Raw genomic sequence first — 24190 nt, 5'->3', positions numbered from 1 at the left:
AGATGAGGCGGCGGCGAAGTGTCCGCAGGCTTTGTTTCTGCGGGGTGAGTGTTAGGCATGAGGTAGACGCGAGACATGGCCACTCTTGACAATGCGATCTGGTTGACCGGTGCCAACGGTGCTGCGCAGAACGGCTCAACAACGCTGAGCGAAGGCGGCAATTCCACGGTCGTGACCGGGACATTCACGCCGGGCAGCTGGGACAGCTCGCAAAGCGGCTACCAAGTGTCCGATTTCGGTGCCTTTGGTGTCAGCGAGCCGATTACCGCAAGCTATGGTTTCTCCAACCCGGTGAGCGATTTGCGGTTTGACCTGCAGCATGTGAATTCCAACGGCAGTTCCCATGACGACAAATTCACCCTGCGGGTTCTGGATGCCAGCGGCGTTCTGATCCCCGCGGCACAGGTCATTGCGGGACTGACCGGCGTGACCCACCATCAGGTGACGATCAATGCTGACGGGACAGTCTCCATCGAAGGGGAGGGCAGCACAGCTGCCAATATCGGCGTCGCGATTGACGGGCCGATTTCGCAGCTGGATGTGACTTTTGACAATGGCAGCGATGCGCCGATCTCCGGTGGTGCCGGGCTGTCGGACTTCACCTTCTCCATTCCGCCCGCACTCGACTATGTCGTGGAAGGCACGGATGCAGGCGAGAGGATTGATATCGATTATCTGGGCGACCCCGAAGGGGATCGTGTCGACAGCGGGGATGCAGCTGACGGCTCTCAGGATGATGTGATCGTGGCCGGGGGTGGCGACGATACAGTTCTGGCCGGTGAGGGGGACGACTTCGTTGATGCCGGTGCGGGTGATGATTCCGTCGACGGTGGCGCCGGCGACGACACGCTCTCTGGCGGTGGCGGACGTGACCTGCTGCAAGGCGGCGTCGGCAATGACCTGCTGCAAGGCGGCCGCGGCGGTGACACGCTTGAGGGGGGCGCCGGGCGCGACACGCTGGAAGGCGGTGGCGGCAACGATTCACTAAGCAGTGGCGACGACAACGATCTTCTCTTGGGCGGCGATGGCGACGACACCATCACCGCAGGCTATGGCGATGACACACTTTATGGTGGGGACGGCAATGATCGGCTCGAAGGGCTTTATGGGAATGATCTGATCTACGCCGGTGACGGCGACGACCATGTCTTTGGCCGTGATCAGGATGACCTGATCTATGGCGAAGATGGCAACGATACGCTGATCGGCAGCATGGGAACGGATACCGTATGGGGCGGCGCCGGGAATGATATTCTGGCGGGCAGCCAGGGCAATGATGAGATCCACGGCGGCGATGGTGACGATCTGGCCTTCATCGGTGTCTATGAGGATTCCGATCGCATTTTCCTCGACGATGGCAATGATTTTCTGGACGGCAGCTCCGCCGGATCATCCTTCTACGGAGAAGGTGGTCGCGGCGACGATGTGATGAACAGTGGCGTTGGCAATGACACGCTGCTGGGGGGCGAGGGCTATGACCGGCTGAGCGGCGGCGCGGGTGGCGACTCGCTTGATGGCGGCAGCGAAGATGACATCATCGAAGGCGGCAGCGGGGCTGATACACTGATCGGCGGAACCGGCGCTGACAGCCTGTACGGTGACAACGATCGGGATTTCTTTGTTGGTGGGGCCGGAGACGTCGTTGATGGCGGCGAAGGTGGCGATGATTATGATCGCTTAGATATCAGTGAGCTGCGCGCACTGGGCGATACGCGTGTGGTCTACACCAGTGCCGACCGGGAAGACGGTCGGGTTGAGGTCCGAAATGATCAGGGGGACTTTGTCAGCAGGCTGACGTTCTCCAATATCGAAGAGGTCATTCCCTGTTTCACCCCGGGCAGCCTTGTTTTGACCCCCGGTGGCGCGGTGCCGGTGGAAGCGCTTGAGGTGGGCGACCGGGTGGTGACTCGCGATGGCGGGCCGCAGACTTTGCGCTGGACCGCGCGCCGGATCGTGACCAACAACGATCTTGCGCGGCGCCCGCAGTTCCAACCCATCCTCATCGAAGTAGGTGCGCTGGGTTCTGATGGTGGCGAACCTGTGCCGAACCGGGATCTGATGGTGTCACCGCAGCATCGGATGTTGCTGACCGGAAGCCGCGCCGAATTGCTCTTCGGGTCCAACGAGGTGTTGGTGGCGGCGGTGCATCTGCTCAATGATCGCGATATCCGCCGCGCGCGGACAATGGATGTAACCTACATCCATCTGCTGTTTGATCAGCATGAAATTATCTGTGTGGATGGCGCCTGGAGCGAGAGCTTCCAGCCGGGCGATCTGACGCTGTCGGGTATGGATGCGGCCCAGCGGTCCGAATTGTGCCATCTGTTCCCGGAGCTGGAGAGCATGGGGCGCGCATTCCCAACGGCGCGGCGTTCTCTACGCAGCCACGAGGCACGTGTGCTGTTGTCCTCAGGCCGCGGCAATATCAGGTAAGACCCCAATAGGGGAGGAGGACCCGGCCACTATTCGCAGCCGGGTCGATTTCGTTACTGGTACTTCTTGATTTCGCCCGTTTTGAGGCGTGCCAGATAGCTGTTCAGCTCGCCTTTGACGATGGGCATCAGGAAGTAGAGTGCCACGATATTGACGACCGCCATGGCAAAGATCGCCGCATCGGAGAAGTCGATGACCGGACCCAGGCTGGCTGCGGCGCCGATGACGACGAAGGCGCAGAAAATCAGCTTGAAGACGAGTTCAGTGGTCTTGCCTTCACCAAACAGGAAGGTCCAGGCCTTAAGGCCATAATAGGACCAGCTGATCATCGTGGAGAAAGCAAACAGGATCACTGCGATGGCCAAGATGTATTTGAACCAGCCAAATGCGGAGGAGAACGCCGCAGATGTCAGTGCCACGCCGGAGTTGCCATCGACGGTCTGGATGGCGCTGCCTGCTTCGTTCAGCACATAGAGACCGGTTTCAGGATCGCTGACCAGCTGACCGGTGATGATGATCACCAGTGCTGTCATCGTGCAGATGACCACAGTGTCGATGAAAGGTTCCAGAAGCGAGACGAAACCTTCGGTGATCGGCTCTTTGGTCCGCACCGCGGAGTGGGCAATCGCTGCCGAGCCAACACCGGCTTCGTTGGAGAAGGCCGCGCGTTTGAAACCCTGAATCAGCGCCCCGACCATACCGCCTGCAACGCCGAGACCGGTAAAGGCACCGTCGAAGATCTGGCCAAAGGCCCAGCCGATTTTGTCGAAGTTCAGCAAGATGATCACAAGTGCGGTCAGCACATAAAGGACACCCATGAACGGCACCACCTTCTCGGTAACACTGGCGATGGATTTCAGGCCGCCGATGATCACGGCGAAGACCACACCGGCAAAGATGACGCCGGTGATCCAACCGGGATAGTCGCCAAGCACATTGGTCAGCTGTGCATGTGCCTGATTGGCCTGGAACATGTTGCCGCCGCCAAAGGCGCCGAGGATACAGAAGATCGAGAAGAGAACCGCCATGAACTTACCACCGGGCAGGCCCCGTGCGGCAAAACCTTTGGTCATATAGTACATCGGACCACCGGAGACGGTGCCATCGGGGTATTCATTTCGGTACTTCACACCCAGCGTACATTCGGTGAATTTCGACGCCATGCCCATCAGGCCTGCGAGGATCATCCAGAACGTCGCACCGGGACCACCGATGCCAACGGCAACCGCAACACCGGCGATATTGCCAAGGCCGACAGTGCCAGAAAGAGCCGTGGCCAGCGCTTGGAAATGGCTCACCTCGCCAGCGTCATTCGGATCCGAATAGTCGCCTTTGACCAAGGAAATCGAATGTGGGAAGGCGCGGAACTGGATCAGTCCGAAGTAGATGGTGAAAATGGTTGCCGCGATCACCAGCCACGCAACGATCCAGGGAAAGCTGGTGCCGGGGAACGGGCTGAAGATGAAATTGACAAACCATCCGGTGGAGCTGGCAAACAGCTCATTCACCGTTTCGTCGATGGTCTGTGCCATCAGCGGGCCCGACAGCCCGAGGGCGCCGGGGACGGCCAAAGCAGCCGCTTTTGAGAGAGTGTTCATGATGACCCCTGTCGATCAGTTATGGGACAATGGTGACCGGAACCGGCGCAGCCTGCGCCAGGCTGCCTGCAACCGAACCAAACAGCCGCGACGAGAGCGCGGAGTGGCCGGTGCGTCCGATAACGATGTGATTGGCGCCTTCGGATTTGGCGATGGACACCAGCACTTCGGCGATATTGCCGTATTTCACCGTGGCAGTGACATCCACGCCGCTGGTTTCCAGGTCCTTGAGAAGCGGCTGAATCAATGCGGTTTCGGCGCGCTCCAGCTCTTCGGTGCGGCGCTTGTGGCGCTCTGCCAGCTCGGAGGCGGACAGAAACGAATACGGTGACCATTCCAGGACATGCGCGACAACAATGCTGCCGCCCTGTGCCTTTGCCACGTCCAGCGCAAAGTTGAGCGCGGTGCGCGCGCTTGTGCTGCCGTCGTAGCCAACTACGATTTTTGAGGCCATCTGCCCCTCCCTTGGTTCACGTCATCCCTGTGACGAAGTGTCTCAATTTTAAGACGTTGTTGATAGGAAAGGTTCTCGATTTCCTTGCGTATTGGGAAAATTTCGGAAAAATGTGTGGATAACGATTAACTACTGGGAAAAATTCCGATGGACTTGCTGGATTCGCGCATTCTTTCCGCCTTGCAACAGGACGGTCAGATCTCAATGGCCCGGCTGTCTGAAAAAGTTGGGCTGTCTTTGTCCGCATGTCATCGTCGTGTCAAGATGATGGAAGCCAATGGCATGATCGAAGGCTATGCCGCGCGGCTGGATCGCAAGAAGGTTGGTCTTGAGCTGCAGATCTTTATCGAGATCAAGCTGGTCAGCCAGCAGCGGGAGAATATTCAGGCGTTTGAAGATGCCATTTCACATATGCCAGAGGTGCTGGAGTGTCATTTGATTTCAGGGGAATTTGACTATCTGATGCGCGTCGCTGCGCGCAATACGGATGCTTACGAGAAACTCTATCGCAACCGATTGTCGGAGATCCCGTCGGTTGCGCAGATGAAGACGCTGCTCGGGGTGTCCACCGTGAAGGAGTTTCGCGGCTACCATCTGGACTAGCGCTTCATGGCTGGCGGGCATCCGCGACCAGACAATCCAGTCCCGAAGAGGTCAGAGTGCTGAGAAACGCCAGAAGATCAGATTTCTCCCGGTCGCTCAGGCCGAGTGGTCGCACACGCGGGTCTTGACCCGGCAGCCCCGCACCGCCGCTGTCGTAATAGTCAATCACCTCAGCCAGCGTGCTGAACCCGCCGTCGTGCATATAGGGGGGCGAGACACCGAGGTTGCGCAGCATTGGCGTTCGGAACCGCCAACGGTCCTGCGGGTCCTCGGTCACCTCATAGCGCCCAAGATCAGCATCCTGTGGGCCGCTGACCGCGCGGACCAGGTCATAGTCCACATGATGGATCACGCCGGGTGCGACCTGAACAGGCAGGGTTTCCGGGGGATTTTGGCGTTCCAACTCCCGCATCTGACCATATCCGGTGTCGTGAAACTGCTGATCGGTGAAGAGTGCATCCTCCGAGCCAACGCTGTGGCAGGACACACATCCCGCCTTGTTGCGAAACAGTTTGAACCCGCGTTTTGCGCTGGGTGACACCGCAGCTTGCTCGCCGCCATAGAGCCACCGGTCAAACGGGCTGTTGCCGACGGTCAACGCCCGTTGGTAGGCGGCCAGCGCCATGCCAATCCGGTCTAGCGAGGCGGGCGCCCCAAACGCCTCATGAAACAAGGTATTATAGGCATGGTCGGTTTGAAGGTGGGAAACGACCCGTCCTGCGGATGGGTTGGCCATCTCGTTTCGGGCGGTGAGGGGCCCGATAAACTGGGTTTCCAGCATGGGGTCGCGGCCATCGTGAAACAGCGGGTTCAGCAGGCCCACATTTATCAGGCTTGGCGCGTTGCGTTTCACGCTGCGCCCTTCCACGCCGACCGAAGTCGCGAGCTCCCAGTTGGCAAACCCCTGTTCCGGCACATGGCACATTGCGCAGGACATGGTGTTGTTGATCGACAGCGCGCGGTCAAAGAAGATCTGCCGCCCCAGCGTAATCCGCGCTGCTGTCGGAGGATTGTCCGCCGGGTAGACCAAAGGTGGCAGACCCAGCTGCGGTGTCAGGCTGCGTTTGGCGGCTCTCTCCGCCCAGTGCTCATCGGCGGGCTGTGGGCAGCTGTCAGCTGAGATTTGCACCGGCAGATCGCTTGGCCGTGCAACAATATCGCCGTCGGCGAACGCTCTCGGCGCGACGGCAATCAGCGAAAGCGCAGTGGCTGCGCTGAGCAATATGCAACGTCGCAGATGCGGGGGGAGGGGGATCACTCTCTCGCCTCTTCCAGTAGCAGTGTTTCCACATCCGTCATCAACAGGCGCGGGTCGATCAGGCCCAGCCCGTAGACATTGCGGATCATGCCATGACGGTCGACCAGATACATGCGCAGCAGATGGTTGATCTGGTCGTCTGCGCCGCCACGGTCCACGACCTGCCCAAACCCGTCCAACAGGGGCTGTAACGCTGCGGCATCCGGCGTGGTCAGCACCTGCCAATCCAGTTTATGGGCACTGGCAGGATCGCTGCTTACTGGATGCGCGAAGGCCGCGATGGCCTCGACCGTGTCGCGCTCTGGGTCGAAGCTGATGGTCATCAGTTGAACCTCCTGTCGCAGATCCGGAAGCTGTGCGCTGGCGTCGTGAATGTCATAAAGCGTCGAGAAGGCCAGCGGACAGCCATCAATATCGCCGCAGGTCAGATAGACAAAACTGATCAGCGTGATCTTGCCATCGATCAGTTGGTGCAGCCGATCCCTAGTGCCATCAGCAGTCAGCACCGTGCCATCCGGTGCAGGTTTCAATCGGTTCAGCCGATAAGATCCAGGTTCCGGCGGGCTGAACTGGAAGGCGGGATCGCTTGGGAATACCTCCGAAAGGCGGGCGGGCGTGGCCCGCAATGCAGCGGGCGTCAACCGTGCCATCAGATCCGCAGGGCGCCAGGTTCCGGCCAGGGCCACGACACCTGTCAGCACCACCGCAGCAGCGGCTATGGAGACGGCGAGAGTTTTCTTGCGCATGGAGTTCCTCCGGCAAGGTGAGATCCGCGAAGGGGGAGATCGGGGCGGCAGCATACCGCCCCAAAGCACAGTCTCTTAAGCGGAATAGAGCGCGGCGCTGCCAAAGCGCATGATGTGCGCGCGACCCAAGCCTGCGGCATAAAAGTCGATGTTGAAATCCTCGACCAATTCTTTGCCGTCCCAGTTGTAGGCCCTCAGGTATTGCACATCGTCCTCGCCCTTCTTGTCCCAATTGGCGAGCAAGGAAGAGGAGAAATAGACCCGTTTGCCGTCCCAGCTCTGGCTGACCATATTGACCTGTCGATCAATGGTTTTCTCATAGATCTGTGCCGGGTTATGCGGGTCGGAGATATCAAACAGCCGGGTCTTTCCATCCATGAAAGAATTGACCCAAAGCGTTTGATCATCGGCGGCGATGGATATGTCGACGGGCAGCGGGATATCCTCGGGGTTGCCGATGTCTGCCACCGATTTGGCCTGCCATTCGCCATCGTCATCCTCATAGATCAGCCAGAGCTGCGAGGTGAGTGCTGTGGTTGAGAAAGCGTAGTTGGCATTTGGCCCCCAGGGAAAGCGCACTTCGAGCGGCGCGCCAGGCACGTTGAACACTTTTCGCGGCTGACGGGTGTGCAGATCCCAGAGCACCATGCTGTTGCCAAAGCGTTTCATCGCTTCGGCGTCCTGCAGCATCTGCCCGAAATCCATCATGTAGTTTGACCATCCCGTGAAGGACGAGGTGAGCATCACGTTCTTGCGGATCAGGGCGCGAATGTCATAGCCATAACCATCCGCAACCGCGCCATCGACCGCGACGGCCCCTTGCATGTCATCAGCAGTGGGCATCCAATAGGTGGCGACGTAGTCTCCGTCATCATTATATTCGACCAACGCCGTTCGGCCGCCGTGGTCGTCCTGATTGCTCAGCCCGGTGATCATCATGCTACCGGGCAGGGCAAAAAACGTGTGGGGACCAACCACACCGCCGGAATCCGCAACAAATGTCTCGATCACCTTATGCAGCTTGGGCGCTGCAGGATCGCTGTGAATATCGAAGATGAAGATGCGATTGGTATCAAGCCCGCCAGTCCAGAAATAACGGCGATCAGCTGAGAAGCCGCCATGATGGGCCTCGTTCCTACCGCCGACTGAGAGACTGTGAATGACCTCCCCGCGGGTTGGCGAGTCGGGGCGCAGGTCAACCGTCACCATTTTGTCTTGCTCGTCGCCCATTCCCTCCACTCCGAGGGTCCAGACGTAGACGAATTCTTCCTGACCCGTAATCTTGGGCATATAAGGGGACTGACAGGTCTCATCCGCAAAGGCGCGAAACGGACCAGCCATGGCCAGCGCAGCGGCGGATAATCCGCCGAATTCTCTTCTGTTCATGTTCTCTCTCCCTTCAAAAAATCAATGTGGTTGGCTGGCCCTTTCCTGTGCCGCCGCCAGTGAATTGGCATTTGTGGTTTCCGCATGAGCGACCGAGCAATGTTGAATGGCCGCGGCGGCATGAATGGCTTGTTTTGTAAGAATGGGTAAAATTCTGGGCTGGATGGCAGGTGTGATACGGCTGGTTGGACCGACCACTCCCATCGAAAAAATGGCGCCAAGCCGGTCGACAATGATTGGCACCGCAACGCTGGTGACCCCGTTGTCAATCTCACCATCGCAGGTGGCATAACCATAGCGACGCACCTGCTGTAACTCGCGGGCAATCTGCTCCGGCTCAGTGCGTGTCTTGTCGGTAAAGCGCACCGGCAACGTGTCGATCAGGTCTTGCTGAAGCTCCGGCGCGAGAAAGGCGGCAATTGCCTTGGCCGAAGAACAGGCATGAACCGGGCGGACCCCTAACCCTGGATAGATATAAGGAACCGAGGGATCCGCCGGGACCTGCGTATGAATAAGATCAACGCGACCGCCGCGATAGCGCGCCAGAAACGCGGTCTCTCCCAGATCCTTCACCACCCGCTGCAACACGGCAGAGACCGCGTTGATGACATGGGTGTCGGACTTTCCCGTCAGCGCGATCTTGATGAACCGCAGTCCCAGAATATACCGGCTGCCGGTCTCGGTTTCTTCCAGAAAGCCGCATTCTAGCAGCGCGGCGATATGGCGATAAAGGCTGGCACGGGGGGTCGCTGTCATCTGGGCCAGCTCGCTTGCGCTTACCGGTGAGGCGGAGGAGGCTACCGCTTCCAGAAGAAGGATCTGTCGGTCCTGCATGCGATTCCCAAAATACGGACACTTGTATCGTAATTCGGGAAAATTGAGTCTGGCAAGAGGTTTCACAACCTTATGCTACGGGTGCAGGCCCTGATACGCGCGTACGGGTGCAGGCCCTGATACGCGCGACAGGTCACGCGGATCGGGGCTGGCCGCAGGGCAGATGGTGGCGGTAGGTCGCTGCCTTTCAAGAGGGCAGCGCAGAGGGTTTATTGGCCCGCGCCGCCAGCGCGACCAGTGGGGATGACCTCGTAACCGGGTTCCTCAGGCTCATCATCCGTCATCTCAGACGGAAACCCGGGGGCCGTGATCTTCAGGCCGGTGGCCTCTTCCAGCCGTCTGATGATGTTTGGGGACAGCTCCCGGCTGCCAAATCGGGCCTCGCCGTCTTTGAAGATCTCGATCATCAGAGGGTTGATCTCCAACGGCACGTCATGGCGATCAGCAACGGCCTGAAAGAGGCCAATATCCTTTGAGACCAGATCCATGGTGAAGGAAATATCGCGGGATCCGTTCAGGATCACCTGACTTTCGGTTTCATGCACAAAGGAGGTGCCGGAGGAAATCTTGATCGCCTCATAGGCGGTGTTGAGATCCATTCCAGCGGCCTTCGCGGTCACCAAAGCCTCGCAGCAGGTGAGAAGATTGGCGGTTGCCAGATAGTTGGTGATCACCTTCAGGACCGAGGCTGAGCCGATTGGCCCTGTGTGCAGGATTCGCCGCCCCATGGTTTTCAGCAGCGGCGCGATCCGGTCAAAGGTTTCACGGTCGCAGCCCGCGAAGATCGAGATATTGCCGGTATCCGCCCGGTGACAGCCACCGGATACGGGGCAGTCTACAGCGGCTCCCCCCGCCTGCTCGACCAAGGTGCCAAGGCGTTTGACCTCTGCCTCATCCGTCGTGGACATCTCCATCCAGATTTTGCCGGGCCCAACCTCTGGTAGCATCTGTTGCATAACCTGATCGGAGGCTGTGGGCGATGGCAGACAGGTGATCACCGTGTCGCAATTGCGCATCAGCTCTGCCGGATCCTTGGCTGCCGTGGCGCCCGCCTCCGCTGCCCTCGTAACCAGCGCGGCATTCAGGTCATAAACGCTGAGATCAATGCCGTTGCGCAGCAGGCTGCCACTCAGCTTGCCACCAACGTTTCCGAGGCCGATAAATCCTACTTTCATGCCGCTCTCCCTGCTGGCTGTTTCAAGGAGCATTCCAAGAACCAAGGCAAAGAGGAACAAAAATTGCAGTTCTTGGAGTGAAAAATAGCTGTTCGGCGCGCAGCTCTGACAGGTCCCCAGTTGGAGTGAGTAGTCAAAAGGTCATATGCGGCTTGGCGCCACCGAAACCCGCCAGGTGGCGATTTTATTTCTGAGGGGAGATGCGCGCAGAAACAGCATCCCCCGATCAGTTTTCAGCACAATCAAAGGGCGTGACCATGGACATGCGGCTCTGAGTCGCGACGGGTGGCGTCTTCAGGATATGGTTGGCGTGGAGCAAGTTGAGGAAGGCATTGCGCATGTCGCTGGCAATGTCGTGCTGCAAGGCAACGGTAATGTTTCCCTGTCGCAAAAGTGTTCGGTTCTCACTATCCAGATCATGAGCGACATAGGCGCGCGGGCGGTGACCATAACTTTGCAGACTTTCCGATATGGCGCGATTGGCCCCGCCCATTGAATAGACGCCCAATATCGGCCCAAGGCCCGGAGCGGACAGTTGCTCCTGCAGCACCGCTCGGGTCTCAAACGCGAGCCCGGCCCCGGCTGAAACTGTCATCAGCCGCAGATCAGGGCGGCGCTCTGACATCAACCTGAGGAAGCCACGTCGCCTTTGAGCCTCGCCGTGAAAGGCCAATTGGCTGAGTGTGGTCAGGATGGTTGCCCCGGGTAGAGTGCTTTCTGGCAGACAATTGTCGATCATATAGGCCGCTGACTGGCCGGCCGCGTAGTTGTCCGGACCGCAATAGGCGCGGCGAACACTCCCTGGCAGGTCGGTAAAGGCGCAGACAACCGGAATGCGCTTTCTGTCCAACTCAGCGACCATCGCGGTGATCTCAGGCAGATCCCGCACCTTCAGCACCACCCCGTGACTGCCACGTTTGAGGATCTGACGAAGCAGAGCAACGCAGTCAGGCGCGGACATGATCTGGCGAAAACTATACCGCGTGTGGATCACCGCGGGGCCAATGGTGGGCAGGACCGCCTCAGTTGCGTGCCGAATTTCCCGGCTGAACCGTTCGGGTGCTTCCACCACAACGTCGAAGTAGAGCCGCCGCCCCCGTGCTGAGAGTTGCTGTTCCTGTCCCTCCAGTTCGGCGATGGCTGCGCGAACGCGCGCCTGACTGCGAGGGCTGACATTGGCGCGTGCATTTAGAACGCGGTCCACAGTTGCCGTGCTCAGCCCAGATTGCCGGGCGATATCCTTGATCGGGAAAGGATGGCTCATTGATGTATTTTTGATGGATTCGCGCGCTGACCACAAGCGCCTGAACCGGCAATCTCATAGCGAGAGACAGTAGAGAGGAGGCTCTGATGACAGCTGCTGCGACACCGATGGGGCAGGCCTATTTTGATCCTGATGGATGCGCGTTGAGTGATTTTACCGCGCAGGTTGAACGAGAACTGACACCCGACCAGGTTCCGCTGGCCGACAAGATTGAGAAGAATATCCCGATCTATGACATGGCAGCCCTTAAGGCGATGCTCAGCGCGCCAGAGGCGCGCCGCCATCTGATGGCAGAATGGGCGCAGGGATTGCGATACGGGGCGGGTGTTCTGGTGCTGCAAGGTGCCTATCAGGACGTGGCTCCGATTGATGCCGCAAGCGCTGTCTTCGACGAAATCATCTCACAGGAGCGGCAGGCAAATGGCGGCGGGGCGGACCATTTCGCTGCAGCGGGGTCAAATGACCGGGTTTGGAATGCGCTCCAAAAGCTCTGCGTCGCTTCGCCTGATGTCTTCGCGCGCTATTTTGGCAACTCATCCATCGCGGCCGTTTGCGAGGCCTGGCTTGGACCCAACTACCAGATGACGGCGCAAATCAATCTGGTGCGTCCGGGCGGAGCTGCCCAGCAGGCGCATCGTGACTATCATCTGGGCTTTCAATCAGCGGAAACCTCCGCGCAGTATCCGGCCCATGTGCATGACCTATCGCCGGTCCTGACGCTGCAGGGGGCGGTAGCCCATACCGATATGCCGGTGGAGAGCGGCCCGACTAAGCTGCTGCCGTTTTCGCAACAATACCGTGCGGGCTACGCAGCTTGGCGGCGCGAGGGCTTCCGGGCCTATTTCGAAGAGCACTGTGTGCAGTTGCCTCTGGCAAAGGGCGATGCCGTGTTCTTCAACCCGGCTTTGTTTCACGCCGCAGGAGCCAACCGATCAAAGGATGTTCAGCGGATGGCAAATCTGTTGCAGGTCTCATCCGCCTTTGGCCGCGCAATGGAGACTGTGGACCGGCGCGGCATGTCGGAGCGGCTTTTCCCGGCGCTGGCCAGGCTGAAGCGTGAGGGCGCCATGACGGACGCTGATCAGGCCGCAGCAATTGCAGCCTGCGCAGAGGGGTATTCTTTTCCAACCAATCTGGATCGGGACCCGCCGGTGGGCGGTTTGGCCCCACAAACGCAGGCCGGGCTGTTTCATCAGGCCCTTACCGAAGGTTGGACATCCGAGCGTTTCAACAAGGCGCTGGCGGCACAGGACTTGCGCCGCCAGGCATAAGGATCTGATCGCTTACAACGCGACTGGTGCCCCCGTCTCAAGCGATTGGGCGGCGGCATCGGCCAACATCTGGGCGCGCAGGCCGTCGTCGATGCTGGGGGAGGGCGTGGTACCTGCCTGAACGGCCTCGACAAATCGCGCCATTTCGTTGCGATAGGCCGCTTCGTAGCGCTCAAGGAAGAAGTGCTGCGCAGGGGCGGTCTGGAAACCGTTGGTTCCGGCCACTTCCACCGTGTTTTCCAACATATTGGCCGCGCGGAGCATCCCCTTGGAGCCATGCACCTCCACCCGTTGGTCGTAGCCGTATGTAGCCCGCCGGGAGTTGGAGATTTGGCAGATCTTGCCGCTGGCCGTGGTCAGCGTAACGGCGGCTGTGTCCACATCGCCTGCTTCGCCAATGGCGGGATCGACCAGCGCTGAGCCAACCGCAAAGACCTGCACCGGTTCCTCGGCCAGCAAAAAACGCGCCATATCAAAATCGTGGATCATCATGTCGCGAAACAGGCCACCAGAGGTCTTGATATAGCTGACCGGCGGCGGGGACGGGTCACGTGATAGGATCGAGACGATCTCCACATCGCCAATCTCACCGGCCCGCAGGCGTTGTTGAAGATTGGCAAAATTCGGATCAAAACGACGGTTGAACGCTGTTAGAAAGGCAACTCCCGCCTCGGCCACTGCCGTTTGGCAATCGCGAATGCGGTCGGCGGACATATCGACGGGCTTCTCGCAGAATATTGCTTTTCCTGCAGCCGCAGCCTGATGGATCAAGTCGTAATGCGTATCAGTTGGGGTGCCGATAACGACCGCGTCGACGTCCGCGCTGGTGATTACCGCGGAGGCCTCGCGCACATCCGCGCCGATCTTGCTGGCTAGTGCATTCGCGGCATCCGGCATCGCATCTGCAACTGCAGTGACGCGCACCCCGTCCAATTGCCCGACAGACCGCGCATGGACCTGCCCGATGCGCCCGCAGCCCAAAAGGCCGATATTCAACATTGTGTCTCTCCCTTGAAGGCGCGAAGAACGCTGCGCGCCGCAGCAACGACCGGATCGTGGGTTTCGGACAGGATGCTGACCCTGTCGAACCGATCCGGATCGCTATTTACCGCATCGCGCAATGCGGCCCCAAAGGCCATGCGCAATTCGGTGCCGATATTGAATTTGCAGATGCGCGACTCGCGCGCCAGCATTTTGCGTTGCGCGACTGGTACGCCGGAACCGCCGTGGATGACCAGCGGCACTTCGGTGATCGCCTCAATGGCGCGGATGCGGTCGATATCCAGCCCGCCTTCCTTGTCCTGTTGCAGATGCACATTGCCAACTGAAATCGCCATCGCATCGACGCCGGTATCCTGCGCGAACTGCCGGGCCTCTTCCGGGTCGGTACCGGCTGACCCCTCGCCGCCGGAATACCCGACAAAGCCGATCTCTCCCTCGCAGGAGACATTTGCAGCATGAGCCATCTCTACGATGGCTGCGGTTTCGGAGATATTCTGATCCAGCGGATTGCGCGAGCCGTCGAACATCACTGAGGTAAAGCCGCTGTCGATGGCGATACGGCAGTCCTCAAAGGTGTAGCCATGATCCAGATGGGCGACCACAGGAACCGATGCACTTTCGGCCAGATGTCGAAACATCTTGCCTAAGATCGGCAGCGGAGTATGGGCGCGGCAGGACGGGCCTGCTTGCAGGATGACCGGCACGCTTTCAGCTTCAGCGGCGGCCACATAGGCGCGCATGTCTTCCCAGCCCAGTGTGACCAGCCCCGCAACGGCATAGCCATTGCGCAGGGCTGGCTGCAGGACGTCAGCCAATGTTGCAAGGGTCATTTGAACTTAGCCACCATATCCTTGATGCCGGGGATGGTTTCGACCTGATAGGCATGGGTCGGCTGGAAGTACTGGATCAGGCTGCGCTGGCTTAGACCGCCAAGGATGGTGAAGTAATACATCTCATATCCGGGCATCACCGCGCAGGGGTGATACCCCTTGTCGATCATGATCGTGGAGCCATCCATCAGTTGGTAGGCGTCCCCCGGCTTGCCCTCTTCGCGTTGCAGGATCTGCACGCCAGAGCCATGGTTGGGACGGAAGCGGAAGTTATAGGTCTCATCATGGCGTGTCTCGACGATGTTGCCATCCGCATCTTTGCGGTCGGTATCATGTTTGTGCGCCGGGAAGCCGGACCAGCCGCCCTGTCCCACGGTGAACAGCTCTGACACCAGCAAGCGGCCGACCTTGTCGTGCTGTTTCTGGCCCAAGATATGTTTGATTTTACGATGGGTCTTGGTGTCGTCAGAACCGTATTGCACCAGATCAATACCGTCGGCGCGCACGTCAAATGGTTCCAGCACCTTGTCGTATTTGGCGCCCGCGATGAAGGTTTCGGTCGCATCCGTTGTGCAGGTGATGGTCACCTTGGCCCCGACGGGAATATAGACGCCTTCCGGTTCACCGTCCCAGACGTCGGCGGTGCGGGTGCCGATGCCAGCATAGCTCAGGCCCTCGACCTCAATGTCTACGGTGCCGGTGGCCGGAACGATGCAGGTCTCATAGCCGGGCACCTGATATTCAAAGGTCTGGCCCTTGGTCAGTTTGACGATGTTGAAATAGTTCAGCGGAACAAGCGCGTTGTCAGCATCGACAATGGCTTTGTTCTGGTTGTCATGAGGGGCGATATGCATTTGCGGGTCCTTTCAAATTTCGGTGGCGCCGGGGTGCGTTGCAAGAAACGCCTCCAGCGCGGCAAGGTCGGGCATGGCGGGGGCGCAGCCGGGTTTGGCCACCACGACGGAGGCACAGGCTGAGCCGCGCAGAATGGCATCCTTCATCGGACGCCCTTCGGAGAGTGAGGCGAGGAAACCGGCCATGAAACTGTCGCCGGCGCCGGTCGGTTTTAGCGCATCTACGGGGTAGATACCGGTGCGGACCTCCTGGCCATCGGCAAAGGTGACGGCGCCCTCGGGTCCCATCTTATAGACGACGATGGAGGCTGAGGTGTGCGCCAGCGACCGTGCTTTGGCGAGGCCTTTGTCGATGCCACCGGCCATAAAGCCGAATTCCTCATCATTGCCGACAATGATATCGGACATGGCGCCTGCGCGAGACAGGACATCCGCCGCAACCTCAGGCGAGGGCCAGCTGTAAGGGCGGTAGTCCACATCAAAGATGATCGGCAGCCCGGCCGCACGCGCCAATTCAAAGGCGCGGAAGGTGGCGCTGCGTGACGGCTCGGCCGCAAAAACTGTGCCGGCGGTGATCAACGCGCTGTACTGGCTGTAATCCACCGCCTCCACATCTGCGACGGTCATCTGGAAATCGGCGGCATTGTTGCGGTAGATGACGCTCTGGTGATCCTCGACCCGGCTTTCATAGACCGCCAGAGAGGTCCGATATTCACCGGTGATGCGTTTCACGTGAGTCCGGTCAACACCGTAGTGATCCAACTGGTTGAGGCAGTACCACCCCACCGCATCATCAGAAACGCTGGTGACCAGAGCGGCGCTGCATCCCATTTTGACCAGACCTGCGGCGATATTGGCGCTGCTGCCGCCCATGGCGACCATCATGTCCTGTGCATCAGCCGTGGCGGTGCCATCAGGGGTTGGACACAGATCCATACCCACCCGGCCAAGGACGAGGAAATTGCGGCCTGCCAGATCTGAGCTGGCCTTGCTTGGCTGATCCATCACACGCCCCGCCGTTGTTTGATGCGGCTGGACTCCCAGTCGAGATGGGCCTCGCGCACCTTGTCATCCTTGGTGATATGCGGCGTGCCAACCTCCCACCAGGCGTGGCCTTCGGTGGTCCAGCCTTCGTAGGCGTCAACCTTCATCACGATGACGGTTGTCCGATCGTTGCCTTGCGCGCGTTTGAACGCTTCGCCCAGCTCTGCCGGATTGGCGGCGGTTTCGGTAAGTGCCCCCATCGAGGCCGCGTGACTGGCAAAATCCACGCCAAAGGCTTCAGGTATAGTGGGGCAATCCTCAAGCAGATTGTTGAAGCTGGTATTGCCCGTGTTGTTCTGCAGCTTGTTGATGACCGCAAAGCCGCCGTTGTCCAGGACCAGAATGATCAGCTTCTTCTGGCTGAGCACGCTGGAATAGATGTCAGAATTCAACATCATGTAGGAGCCGTCGCCGACAAAGACGATTGTGTCACGATCAGGCTCTCGCTCAGACTGGGCGATGCGAGCTCCCCAGGCGCCGGCAATTTCATAACCCATGCAGGAAAAGCCGAACTCAACATCAACTGTGCCGGGCTCCAATGTGCGCCAATTGGCGGTGACTTCCGCCGGAAGCCCGCCAGCCGCCGCGACCACACGGTCCTTCGGATTGCAGAGCGCGTTCACAACACCGATGGCCTGCGCATAGGAATTGGGCCGGTTGTCCCCGTAAGAGACGTTGTCTGCGACATAGGCCACCCAGCTACGGCGGCTCTCCTGGGCACGAGCGACCCAGCTGTCCGGCGCCTTGTAGTCACCGCTTGCAGCGCCAAGTGCCAGAAGCCCGCGCTGGGCGTCGCCGACAACCGGCAATGCGCGGTGTTTGCCTGCGTCATGGCGTGCTGCGTTGATCGAGATGAATTGGGCGTCCTGCGCAAAGGCGGTCCAGGATCCGGTGGTAAAATCCTGCAATCGTGTGCCAACCGCTAGGATCACATCTGCCTCGGCGGCAATCGCATTGGCGCTGTCCGATCCGGTGACTCCGATGGGACCGATATTCAGTGGATGGGTGTCACGCAGGTTGGCGCGACCGGCGATGGTTTCAACAACCGGGATCTGATGTGTTTCGGCAAAGCGGGTCAGCTCGGCCACGGCGCGGCTGTATTGCACACCGCCACCAGCAATGATCATCGGGCGTTTGGCGCCACGTAGGGCTTCGGCAGCATCTGCGATTTCGGTCGAATCCGGTGCGATGCGGCGAATGCGGTGGATTTTCTTCTCAAAGAAAACCTCGGGGTAGTCATAAGTCCAACCTTGCACGTCCTGCGGCAGGCCAAGGAAGGCGGGGCCGCAGTCGCCGGGATCCAGCATGGTGGCAATCGCAGCGGGCAGGGACTGGATGATTTGGGCGGGATGGGTGATGCGGTCCCAATAGCGCGACACGGGCTTGAAGGCATCATTTACACCTAAGGTCGGATCGTCAAAATTCTCCATCTGCTGTAGTACCGGATCCGGCAGGCGAGTCAGGAACGTGTCGCCACAGAGCATCAGCATCGGCAGGCGGTTGGCATGGGCCAGCGCCGCGGAGGTCAGAAGGTTTGATGTACCTGGGCCAGCACTGGCTGTGCAGAACATGAACCGTTGGCGCAGCCACTGCTTGGCATATCCAGCTGCCGCAAAGCCCATGCTCTGTTCGTTCTGACCCCGATATAGCGGCAGCGCATCGCGCGCCTCATAGAGCGCTTCGCCGAGGCAGGTCACATTGCCGTGGCCAAAGATGCCGAAGCCACCTCCGCACAGGCGTAACTCCTCGCCGTCAATCTCAATGAACTGATTGGACAGCCATCGGATGATGGCTTGGGCGGTGGTCAGCTTAATCGTTTTTGGCGGCGTCGTCATAGGCAGGGATCCCTGGGATGGTCTGTTGGCGGATCGATTTGATCTTGCGAGATGTCGAATCCCAAGATACAAGTTTTGCAACCGGTTGCAAATTGAAATTGATGGGTTGGGAGGCCAGAATGACCGAAATCGGTATCGGAATTCTCGGCGGGGGCTACATGGGCAAAGCGCATGCCGTCGCGATGGCTGCGGTGGGCGCGGTGTTTGACACTGCTTTGCGCCCGCGTCTGGAAATGGTCTGCGCCACGACCCCAGCCAGCGCGGAGCGATACCGGCGGGCCTATGGGTTTCAACGCGCAACGGACGACTGGCAGCTGCTGGTTAACGACCCCAAGGTCGAGGCGATTGTCATCGCGTCCCCACAGCAGACCCATCGTATTGTCGCAGAAGCAGCCTTTGCGCTGGGCAAACCCGTTTTTTGTGAAAAGCCGCTGGGCGCATCGCTGTCTGATAGTCGTGCCATGGTGGCAGCGGCGGAGGCATCGGGCTGTCCAAATATGGTCGGGTTCAACTACATTCGAACCCCTGCCAGCCAATATGCGCGGCGTTTGATTGTAGATGGTGTGATCGGAGAGGTGACCTGGTTTCGTGGCGAACATACCGAAGATTTCTACGCCGATCCCGATGCCCCCGCGACATGGCGCACGGAGGGCGAAGCCAATGGGACTATGGGCGATCTGGCGCCACATATGATCAATGGTGCGATGGCGCTGATCGGGCCGATCACTGAACTCATCGCAGAGGTTGAGACCGTTCATACGGACCGCCCCGGTGGCCGTGTCACCAATGACGACCAGGGGCAGATGATGTGCCGTTTTGCCAATGGGGCGATGGGGCAGATGTTCTTTAGCCGTATCGCGACCGGTCGTAAGATGGGCTATGCCTATGAAATTACGGGAACAAAGGGCGCGATCCGTTTTGATCAAGAGGATCAGAACGCGCTGTGGCTCTATCTCAGCGAGGGCGACGAGGCCACCCGCGGCTTTCGCAAGATCCTCACAGGCCCTGCACATCCCGATTATCTGCCGTTTTGCCAGGGGCCGGGGCATGGCACAGGGTATCAGGATCAGATCCTGATTGAGGCGCGGGATTTCCTGCGCGCGATCGAAACACAGACACCGGTTTGGCCGACATTTGAGGATGGGATGGCGGTAAATCAGGTGATTGCTGCAGCCATGGCCGCCTCAAAGAAGCGGTCCTGGCAAACCGTATCAACGTTCTAAATATCTAAGAAAGCACTGCAAAATGACGATCAGAATTGGCAATGCCCCATGTTCCTGGGGGGTAGAGTTTGCACAGGATCCCCGTAACCCGGACTGGCGCAGCGTTCTGAAGGACTGCGCCGAAGCTGGCTACAAGGGGATTGAGTTGGGGCCTGTGGGCTACATGCCCGAAGATCCCGCAATTCTGCGGGATGCGCTGGCCGAGCATGATCTGGAACTGATTGGCGGCGTGGTGTTCCGGGCGTTCCATGATCCTGATCAATGGGACGACGTCCTGGACGGGGCACATCGCACCTGCAAGGCGCTGAAGGCGCATGACGCGGAACATTTGGTTCTGATCGATTCCATCTCGCCGCGCCGCGCGCCGACTGCCGGGCGCGCGTCTGAGGCTGAACAGATGAGCCAAGCAGAATGGTCGGCATTCCGCGACCGTCTGGCCACAGTGGCCCAGATCGGGACCGAGGAATACGGTCTGACCGTCGGCATCCACGCCCATGCCGCGGGGTTCATGGATTTTGAGCCGGAGCTGGAGCGTTTGCTGGATGAAGTTGACGACAAGATCCTGAAGATCTGTTTCGATACTGGCCATCATTCCTATGCCGGATTTGACCCGGTTGCCTTCATGAAACGGCATATGGATCGTATCAGCTATATGCACTTCAAGGACATCGATCCCAAGGTGAAGGCAGATGTGATCGCCAAGCGGACAAATTTCTACGATGCCTGTGGGCAGGGGATTTTCTGCAATCTTGGCGAGGGCGATGTTGATTTCCCAGCCGTTCGGCAACTGCTTGTTGATGCTGGGTTTTCTGGCTGGTGCACGGTGGAGCAGGATTGCGATCCGACGCTGGATCCTGACCCCGTTGGTGATGCGCGGGCCAATCGCGAATACCTCGAATCTATCGGGTTCAACTAGGGAGCGGCACCATGACAAAACTTAAATGGGGCATGATTGGTGGCGGCGAAGGCAGCCAGATCGGACCGGCTCATCGTCTGGGCGCAGGCTTGGATGGTGCCTTCGATTTCGCGGCGGCGGCCTTGGATCATCGCCCAGAAGAGGGGCGTGCTTATGGTCAGCGGCTGGGGCTTGCGGCGGATCGCGCCTACGGTGACTGGACGGAGATGTTGGAGGGGGAGCGCAATCGCGCGGATCGGGTTGATCTGGTCACTGTCGCAACCCCGAATGCCACGCACTTTGAGATCACCAAGAGGTTTCTGGAAGCTGGCTTTCACGTGCTCTGCGAAAAGCCGATGACAATGACTGTGGAAGAAGGCGAGGAAATCGTAAAGATCGCCAAGACGAAGGGCAAGATTTGCGCCGTGAACTATGGCTATTCTGGCTATTCCCTGGTCCGTCATATGAAGGCAATGGTGGCGCGCGGCGACCTTGGCAAGATCCGGCTTGTGAAGGCTGAATTCGCCCACGGCCACCATGCGGACGCGGCTGATGCAGACAATCCGCGGGTGCGTTGGCGCTACGATCCCGCGCAGGCCGGGGTCTCTGCCCAGTTCGCGGATTGTGGTATTCACGCGCTGCATATGGCGAGTTTTGTCATCGGTCAGGAGGTGGAACGCCTGTCAGCTGATACGGTCAGCTGTATTGAGAGCCGGGTTCTGGAAGATGACGCCATGGTGAACATGCGCTTTGACGGCGGGACTGTCGGGCGGCTCTGGACTTCATCGGTGGCGATCGGACGCCAGCATGGGCTGACTCTGCAGGTGTTTGGAGAGACTGGTGGCTTGCGTTGGTCGCAGGAGCAGCCAAACCAGCTTTATTGGATGCCCCTCGGTGAGCGGCTGCAGGTGATTGAGCGTGGCGAGGATAATCTCAGCCCCGAGGCAGATCGCACCAGTCGTGTAACCATCGGTCATGCCGAGGGGATGCCGCTGGCCTTTGCCAATATTTACAGTGATTTGGCAGAAGCGATTAGGGCTGAAAAGGCCGGGCGCCCAATCGATCCTGCCGCGGATCTCTACCCGCGTGCGGAAGACGGGTTACGCTCCATGGCGGCGGTTTTTGCAGTCGCGGAGAGCGGCGCGACAGACGGGGCTTGGGTGGATGCGCGCCCACCTATGTTTCGTTGATTGAGCCTGAACTGAAGCTGGGCAGGGGCGTCGGTTTTCTGGCGCCCTTCTTCGATGCCGGGTGGTTCAGGTTTTTTGCGGTCGCAGGGTTCCGCGCTCTACCACATGACAGGGGAAAATACGGGCCTCTGGATAGCGATCAGGTTCATCCAGCATCGCCGTGACCAGTTCAATCGAAGAATTGACGATCTGCTCAATCGGCTGGTGGATGGTGGTGAGATCAATATTCTCCCACCGTGCCATCTCCATGTCGTTGAGGCCGATAACCCCGATGTCCTGCGGCACCTGCAGGCCCTTTTCGCGGATCGCACTAAGCGCCCCAATCGACAAGACGTCATCACCACAGAAATAGGCCTCAGCCGGTTCATCTCGAAGCAGGCGCAGCATTTCACGGCGGCCCGCCTCGAAGGAGTAATCCTCGGCGAAACTATGTGTTGCTGTGACATCTGGACGGGTTTCCATCTCCGATGTGAAGCCCTTGCAACGGTCCTGAGTTGAGGTAGCGGTCTGCGGGCCACCCATGAAAGCGACCGTTTTGTATCCGCGGGCTACAAGCGTGCGTGCAGCCATCCGGCCACATTCGACGTTGTCGATCCCCACGACATGTACCTGCGGGGTGGAGGACGAGCGGCCAAAACTGTGCACCACCGGCACACCCGCATCGCGAAATGCCTTGGCAAAGCCTGGCGGGAGAGTCGAAGAGGCTACGACTACACCATCCACGGAATACTGTCGCAACATCCGGACCGAGTTTTCGGGATCGGTTTCGTCAGAGAGATTGACCAGCAGTGGCCGCAGGCCGCGATCCTGCAGGCGGCGCGTAAACCGATCGAAGACCTCAAGGAAAATCGGGTTGTGAAAGTTGTTGGAGACAAGGCCAATCAGTTTGGTGCGTCCGGTTGTCAGAGAGGAGGCCAATGCGTTTGGACTGTAGCCAAGCTCCTGCGCGGCCTTCTCGACCTTGCGCCGCATCTTTTCGGAGACGGATGCGCCATCGGTGAATGTGCGCGACACCGCTGATCGTGAGACCTGCGCCCGTTCTGCCACATCTTTTAACGTTACAGCCATTCCTGGTCTTCCTCTTGTCCGGGCCATCTGGGGCCCATCCACCTGTGCAACCGGCTGCGCACCGGATCAGATTATCTATCGCGGATCCAAATCGAGTTCAGCAGAAAAAATGCTGCCACAAATTGCAACCGGTTGCAAAAAAAATCGATTCGTGGTTATTCTGATCCCCGACGCGAATGGGACCGCCCGGACGCGATCGTGACGGTAAAACTTTGGGAGGAAAGAATGACGTCAATCTTCAAGACATTTATGCTCGCAACAACGGTTGCAGCGGCGCCGATGATGCTGGCAACAACAGCCTCTGCCGAGGGTGAAAAATACATCCTCGTCAGCCACGCCCCCGACAGCGACAGCTGGTGGAACACCATCAAGAACGGGATCGCCCTGGCGGGCGAGCAGATGAACGTGGAGGTGGAATACCGCAACCCGCCGACCGGTGACCTCGCCGATATGGCGCGGATCATTGAGCAGGCCGCGGCCTCAGGGCCCAACGGCATCATCACAACCCTGTCCGACTATGATGTGCTGTCCGGCCCGATCAAAGCAGCCGTGGACAGCGGCGTTGATGTGATCATCATGAACTCCGGCACCCCGGATCAGGCCCGCGAAGTCGGCGCCCTGATGTATGTTGGTCAGCCAGAATATGACGCAGGCCATGCGGCGGGTATGCGCGCCAAAGCGGACGGTGTCGGCAGCTTTCTTTGCGTGAACCACTACATCAGTTCGCCATCTTCAACAGAACGCTGTCAGGGCTTTGCCGACGGGCTGGGTGTGGATCTCGGCGATCAGATGATCGACAGCGGACAGGATCCGGCGGAAATCAAGAACCGCGTTCTGGCCTATCTCAACACCAACCCGGAAACTGATGCGATTCTGACACTCGGCCCGACCTCGGCGGATCCGACCCTGCTGGCGCTGGAAGAAAACGGCATGGCTGGAGACATCTATTTCGGCACCTTCGATCTGGGTGAGGAAATCGTCAAAGGTCTGAAAGCCGGTGTCATCAACTGGGGGATTGATCAGCAACCGTTCCTGCAGGCCTATCTGCCGGTCGTGGTTCTGACCAACTACCACCGCTACGGCGTGCTGCCCGGCAACAACATCAACTCTGGCCCTGGTTTTGTAACCAAGGACGGCCTGGAAAAGGTCGAAGAGTTCGCGGGCGAGTACCGGTAATCATCTCCCCAAGTGCGGGCGGCTGAGACACATCAGCCGCCCCTTATTTCA

The 24190-nt window shown here is 59.2% G+C and carries 21 protein-coding genes; 7 read left to right on the top strand and 14 right to left on the bottom strand.

Going from position 1 to position 24190, the window contains the following annotated elements:
• The first annotated feature begins 75 nt into the window (after nt 1-75).
• The gene (locus OO25_RS17465; protein WP_040181543.1) at nt 76-2433 is read left to right on the top strand and encodes a Hint domain-containing protein; all 2358 of its coding nucleotides are present in this window, start codon (nt 76-78) and stop codon (nt 2431-2433) included.
• Nucleotides 2434-2486: 53 nt separating this feature from the next.
• Here the strand turns inward: OO25_RS17465 and OO25_RS17460 are convergent, their stop codons facing one another.
• Both OO25_RS17460 and OO25_RS17455 read right to left on the bottom strand, forming a co-directional pair.
• Entirely contained in the window at nt 2487-4031 is a 1545-nt protein-coding gene (locus tag OO25_RS17460) for a sodium:alanine symporter family protein (RefSeq protein WP_040172368.1), read from the bottom strand.
• 19 nt (nt 4032-4050) lie between these two features.
• Nucleotides 4051-4485 (bottom strand): universal stress protein, encoded by a 435-nt coding sequence (locus OO25_RS17455; protein ID WP_040172370.1) that lies wholly within the window; start codon nt 4483-4485, stop codon nt 4051-4053.
• A gap of 147 nt (nt 4486-4632) precedes the next feature.
• On the opposite strand from OO25_RS17455, the gene OO25_RS17450 reads away from it, so the two are divergent.
• The gene (locus OO25_RS17450) at nt 4633-5088 is read left to right on the top strand and encodes an Lrp/AsnC family transcriptional regulator (RefSeq protein ID WP_024098143.1); all 456 of its coding nucleotides are present in this window, start codon (nt 4633-4635) and stop codon (nt 5086-5088) included.
• A 4-nt stretch (nt 5089-5092) separates the two neighbouring features.
• Here OO25_RS17450 and OO25_RS17445 read toward each other — a convergent pair whose 3' ends face one another.
• From OO25_RS17445 to OO25_RS17420, 6 genes are all read right to left on the bottom strand, one after another.
• A complete protein-coding gene (locus tag OO25_RS17445) occupies nt 5093-6346 on the bottom strand; it encodes a cytochrome-c peroxidase (protein WP_040181542.1) in 1254 nt (417 codons plus the stop codon).
• Nucleotides 6343-7092: an SCO family protein gene (locus OO25_RS17440; RefSeq protein WP_040181541.1), complete on the bottom strand. Its 750-nt coding sequence runs from the start codon at nt 7090-7092 to the stop codon at nt 6343-6345. Before OO25_RS17440 ends, OO25_RS17445 begins: the two co-directional genes overlap by 4 nt.
• A 75-nt stretch (nt 7093-7167) precedes the next feature.
• Nucleotides 7168-8478, bottom strand: a complete 1311-nt coding sequence (locus OO25_RS17435) for a selenium-binding protein SBP56-related protein (RefSeq protein ID WP_040172376.1) — start codon at nt 8476-8478, stop codon at nt 7168-7170.
• Nucleotides 8479-8499: 21 nt separating this feature from the next.
• The gene (locus OO25_RS17430; protein ID WP_040181539.1) at nt 8500-9312 is read right to left on the bottom strand and encodes an IclR family transcriptional regulator; all 813 of its coding nucleotides are present in this window, start codon (nt 9310-9312) and stop codon (nt 8500-8502) included.
• A gap of 209 nt (nt 9313-9521) precedes the next feature.
• On the bottom strand, nt 9522-10487 hold the full coding sequence (locus OO25_RS17425; protein ID WP_040181537.1) for an NAD(P)-dependent oxidoreductase: 966 nt from the start codon (nt 10485-10487) through the stop codon (nt 9522-9524).
• 226 nt (nt 10488-10713) lie between these two features.
• Nucleotides 10714-11751: a LacI family DNA-binding transcriptional regulator gene (locus OO25_RS17420; RefSeq protein ID WP_242407067.1), complete on the bottom strand. Its 1038-nt coding sequence runs from the start codon at nt 11749-11751 to the stop codon at nt 10714-10716.
• An 86-nt stretch (nt 11752-11837) separates the two neighbouring features.
• Between OO25_RS17420 and OO25_RS17415 the strand changes: the two genes are divergently transcribed.
• Nucleotides 11838-13022, top strand: coding sequence for a phytanoyl-CoA dioxygenase family protein (locus OO25_RS17415; protein WP_040181533.1), 1185 nt, complete (start codon nt 11838-11840; stop codon nt 13020-13022).
• A gap of 12 nt (nt 13023-13034) precedes the next feature.
• Here OO25_RS17415 and iolG read toward each other — a convergent pair whose 3' ends face one another.
• The 5 genes from iolG to iolD are packed head-to-tail and all read right to left on the bottom strand — an operon-like array spanning nt 13035 to nt 18587.
• A complete protein-coding gene (gene iolG / locus OO25_RS17410) occupies nt 13035-14021 on the bottom strand; it encodes an inositol 2-dehydrogenase (RefSeq protein ID WP_040181531.1) in 987 nt (328 codons plus the stop codon).
• Nucleotides 14015-14854, bottom strand: a complete 840-nt coding sequence (locus OO25_RS17405; RefSeq protein ID WP_040181529.1) for a class II fructose-bisphosphate aldolase — start codon at nt 14852-14854, stop codon at nt 14015-14017. The genes iolG and OO25_RS17405 overlap by 7 nt, the downstream gene beginning before the upstream one ends.
• Nucleotides 14851-15708 carry a 5-deoxy-glucuronate isomerase gene (locus OO25_RS17400; RefSeq protein WP_040181526.1) on the bottom strand — a complete coding sequence of 286 codons (858 nt, stop codon included), beginning with the start codon at nt 15706-15708 and terminating at the stop codon, nt 14851-14853. Before OO25_RS17400 ends, OO25_RS17405 begins: the two co-directional genes overlap by 4 nt.
• Before the next feature lie 12 nt (nt 15709-15720).
• Nucleotides 15721-16713 (bottom strand): 5-dehydro-2-deoxygluconokinase, encoded by a 993-nt coding sequence (gene iolC, locus OO25_RS17395; RefSeq protein ID WP_052465716.1) that lies wholly within the window; start codon nt 16711-16713, stop codon nt 15721-15723.
• Nucleotides 16713-18587: a 3D-(3,5/4)-trihydroxycyclohexane-1,2-dione acylhydrolase (decyclizing) gene (gene iolD, locus OO25_RS17390; RefSeq protein WP_040181524.1), complete on the bottom strand. Its 1875-nt coding sequence runs from the start codon at nt 18585-18587 to the stop codon at nt 16713-16715. Before iolD ends, iolC begins: the two co-directional genes overlap by 1 nt.
• A 119-nt stretch (nt 18588-18706) precedes the next feature.
• On the opposite strand from iolD, the gene OO25_RS17385 reads away from it, so the two are divergent.
• Genes OO25_RS17385 through OO25_RS17375 form a run of 3 tightly spaced genes read left to right on the top strand, consistent with a single transcriptional unit; the run spans nt 18707 to nt 21895 of the window.
• Nucleotides 18707-19810: a Gfo/Idh/MocA family protein gene (locus tag OO25_RS17385; protein ID WP_197540517.1), complete on the top strand. Its 1104-nt coding sequence runs from the start codon at nt 18707-18709 to the stop codon at nt 19808-19810.
• A gap of 22 nt (nt 19811-19832) precedes the next feature.
• Nucleotides 19833-20726, top strand: a complete 894-nt coding sequence (locus OO25_RS17380; RefSeq protein ID WP_040181519.1) for a sugar phosphate isomerase/epimerase — start codon at nt 19833-19835, stop codon at nt 20724-20726.
• An 11-nt stretch (nt 20727-20737) separates the two neighbouring features.
• A complete protein-coding gene (locus OO25_RS17375) occupies nt 20738-21895 on the top strand; it encodes a Gfo/Idh/MocA family protein (protein WP_040172399.1) in 1158 nt (385 codons plus the stop codon).
• Nucleotides 21896-21961: 66 nt separating this feature from the next.
• On the opposite strand, the gene OO25_RS17370 is transcribed toward OO25_RS17375, so the two are convergent.
• Entirely contained in the window at nt 21962-22963 is a 1002-nt protein-coding gene (locus OO25_RS17370; RefSeq protein ID WP_040181517.1) for a LacI family DNA-binding transcriptional regulator, read from the bottom strand.
• 225 nt (nt 22964-23188) lie between these two features.
• On the opposite strand from OO25_RS17370, the gene OO25_RS17365 reads away from it, so the two are divergent.
• Nucleotides 23189-24139: a sugar ABC transporter substrate-binding protein gene (locus OO25_RS17365; RefSeq protein ID WP_040172405.1), complete on the top strand. Its 951-nt coding sequence runs from the start codon at nt 23189-23191 to the stop codon at nt 24137-24139.
• Nucleotides 24140-24190 lie beyond the last annotated feature (51 nt).

Origin of the sequence: Phaeobacter sp. S60, from assembly GCF_000826845.1 — a bacterium.
Taxonomy (GTDB): Bacteria; Pseudomonadota; Alphaproteobacteria; order Rhodobacterales; family Rhodobacteraceae; genus Phaeobacter; species Phaeobacter piscinae.
This window is presented reverse-complemented; position numbering and strand designations above follow the sequence as displayed.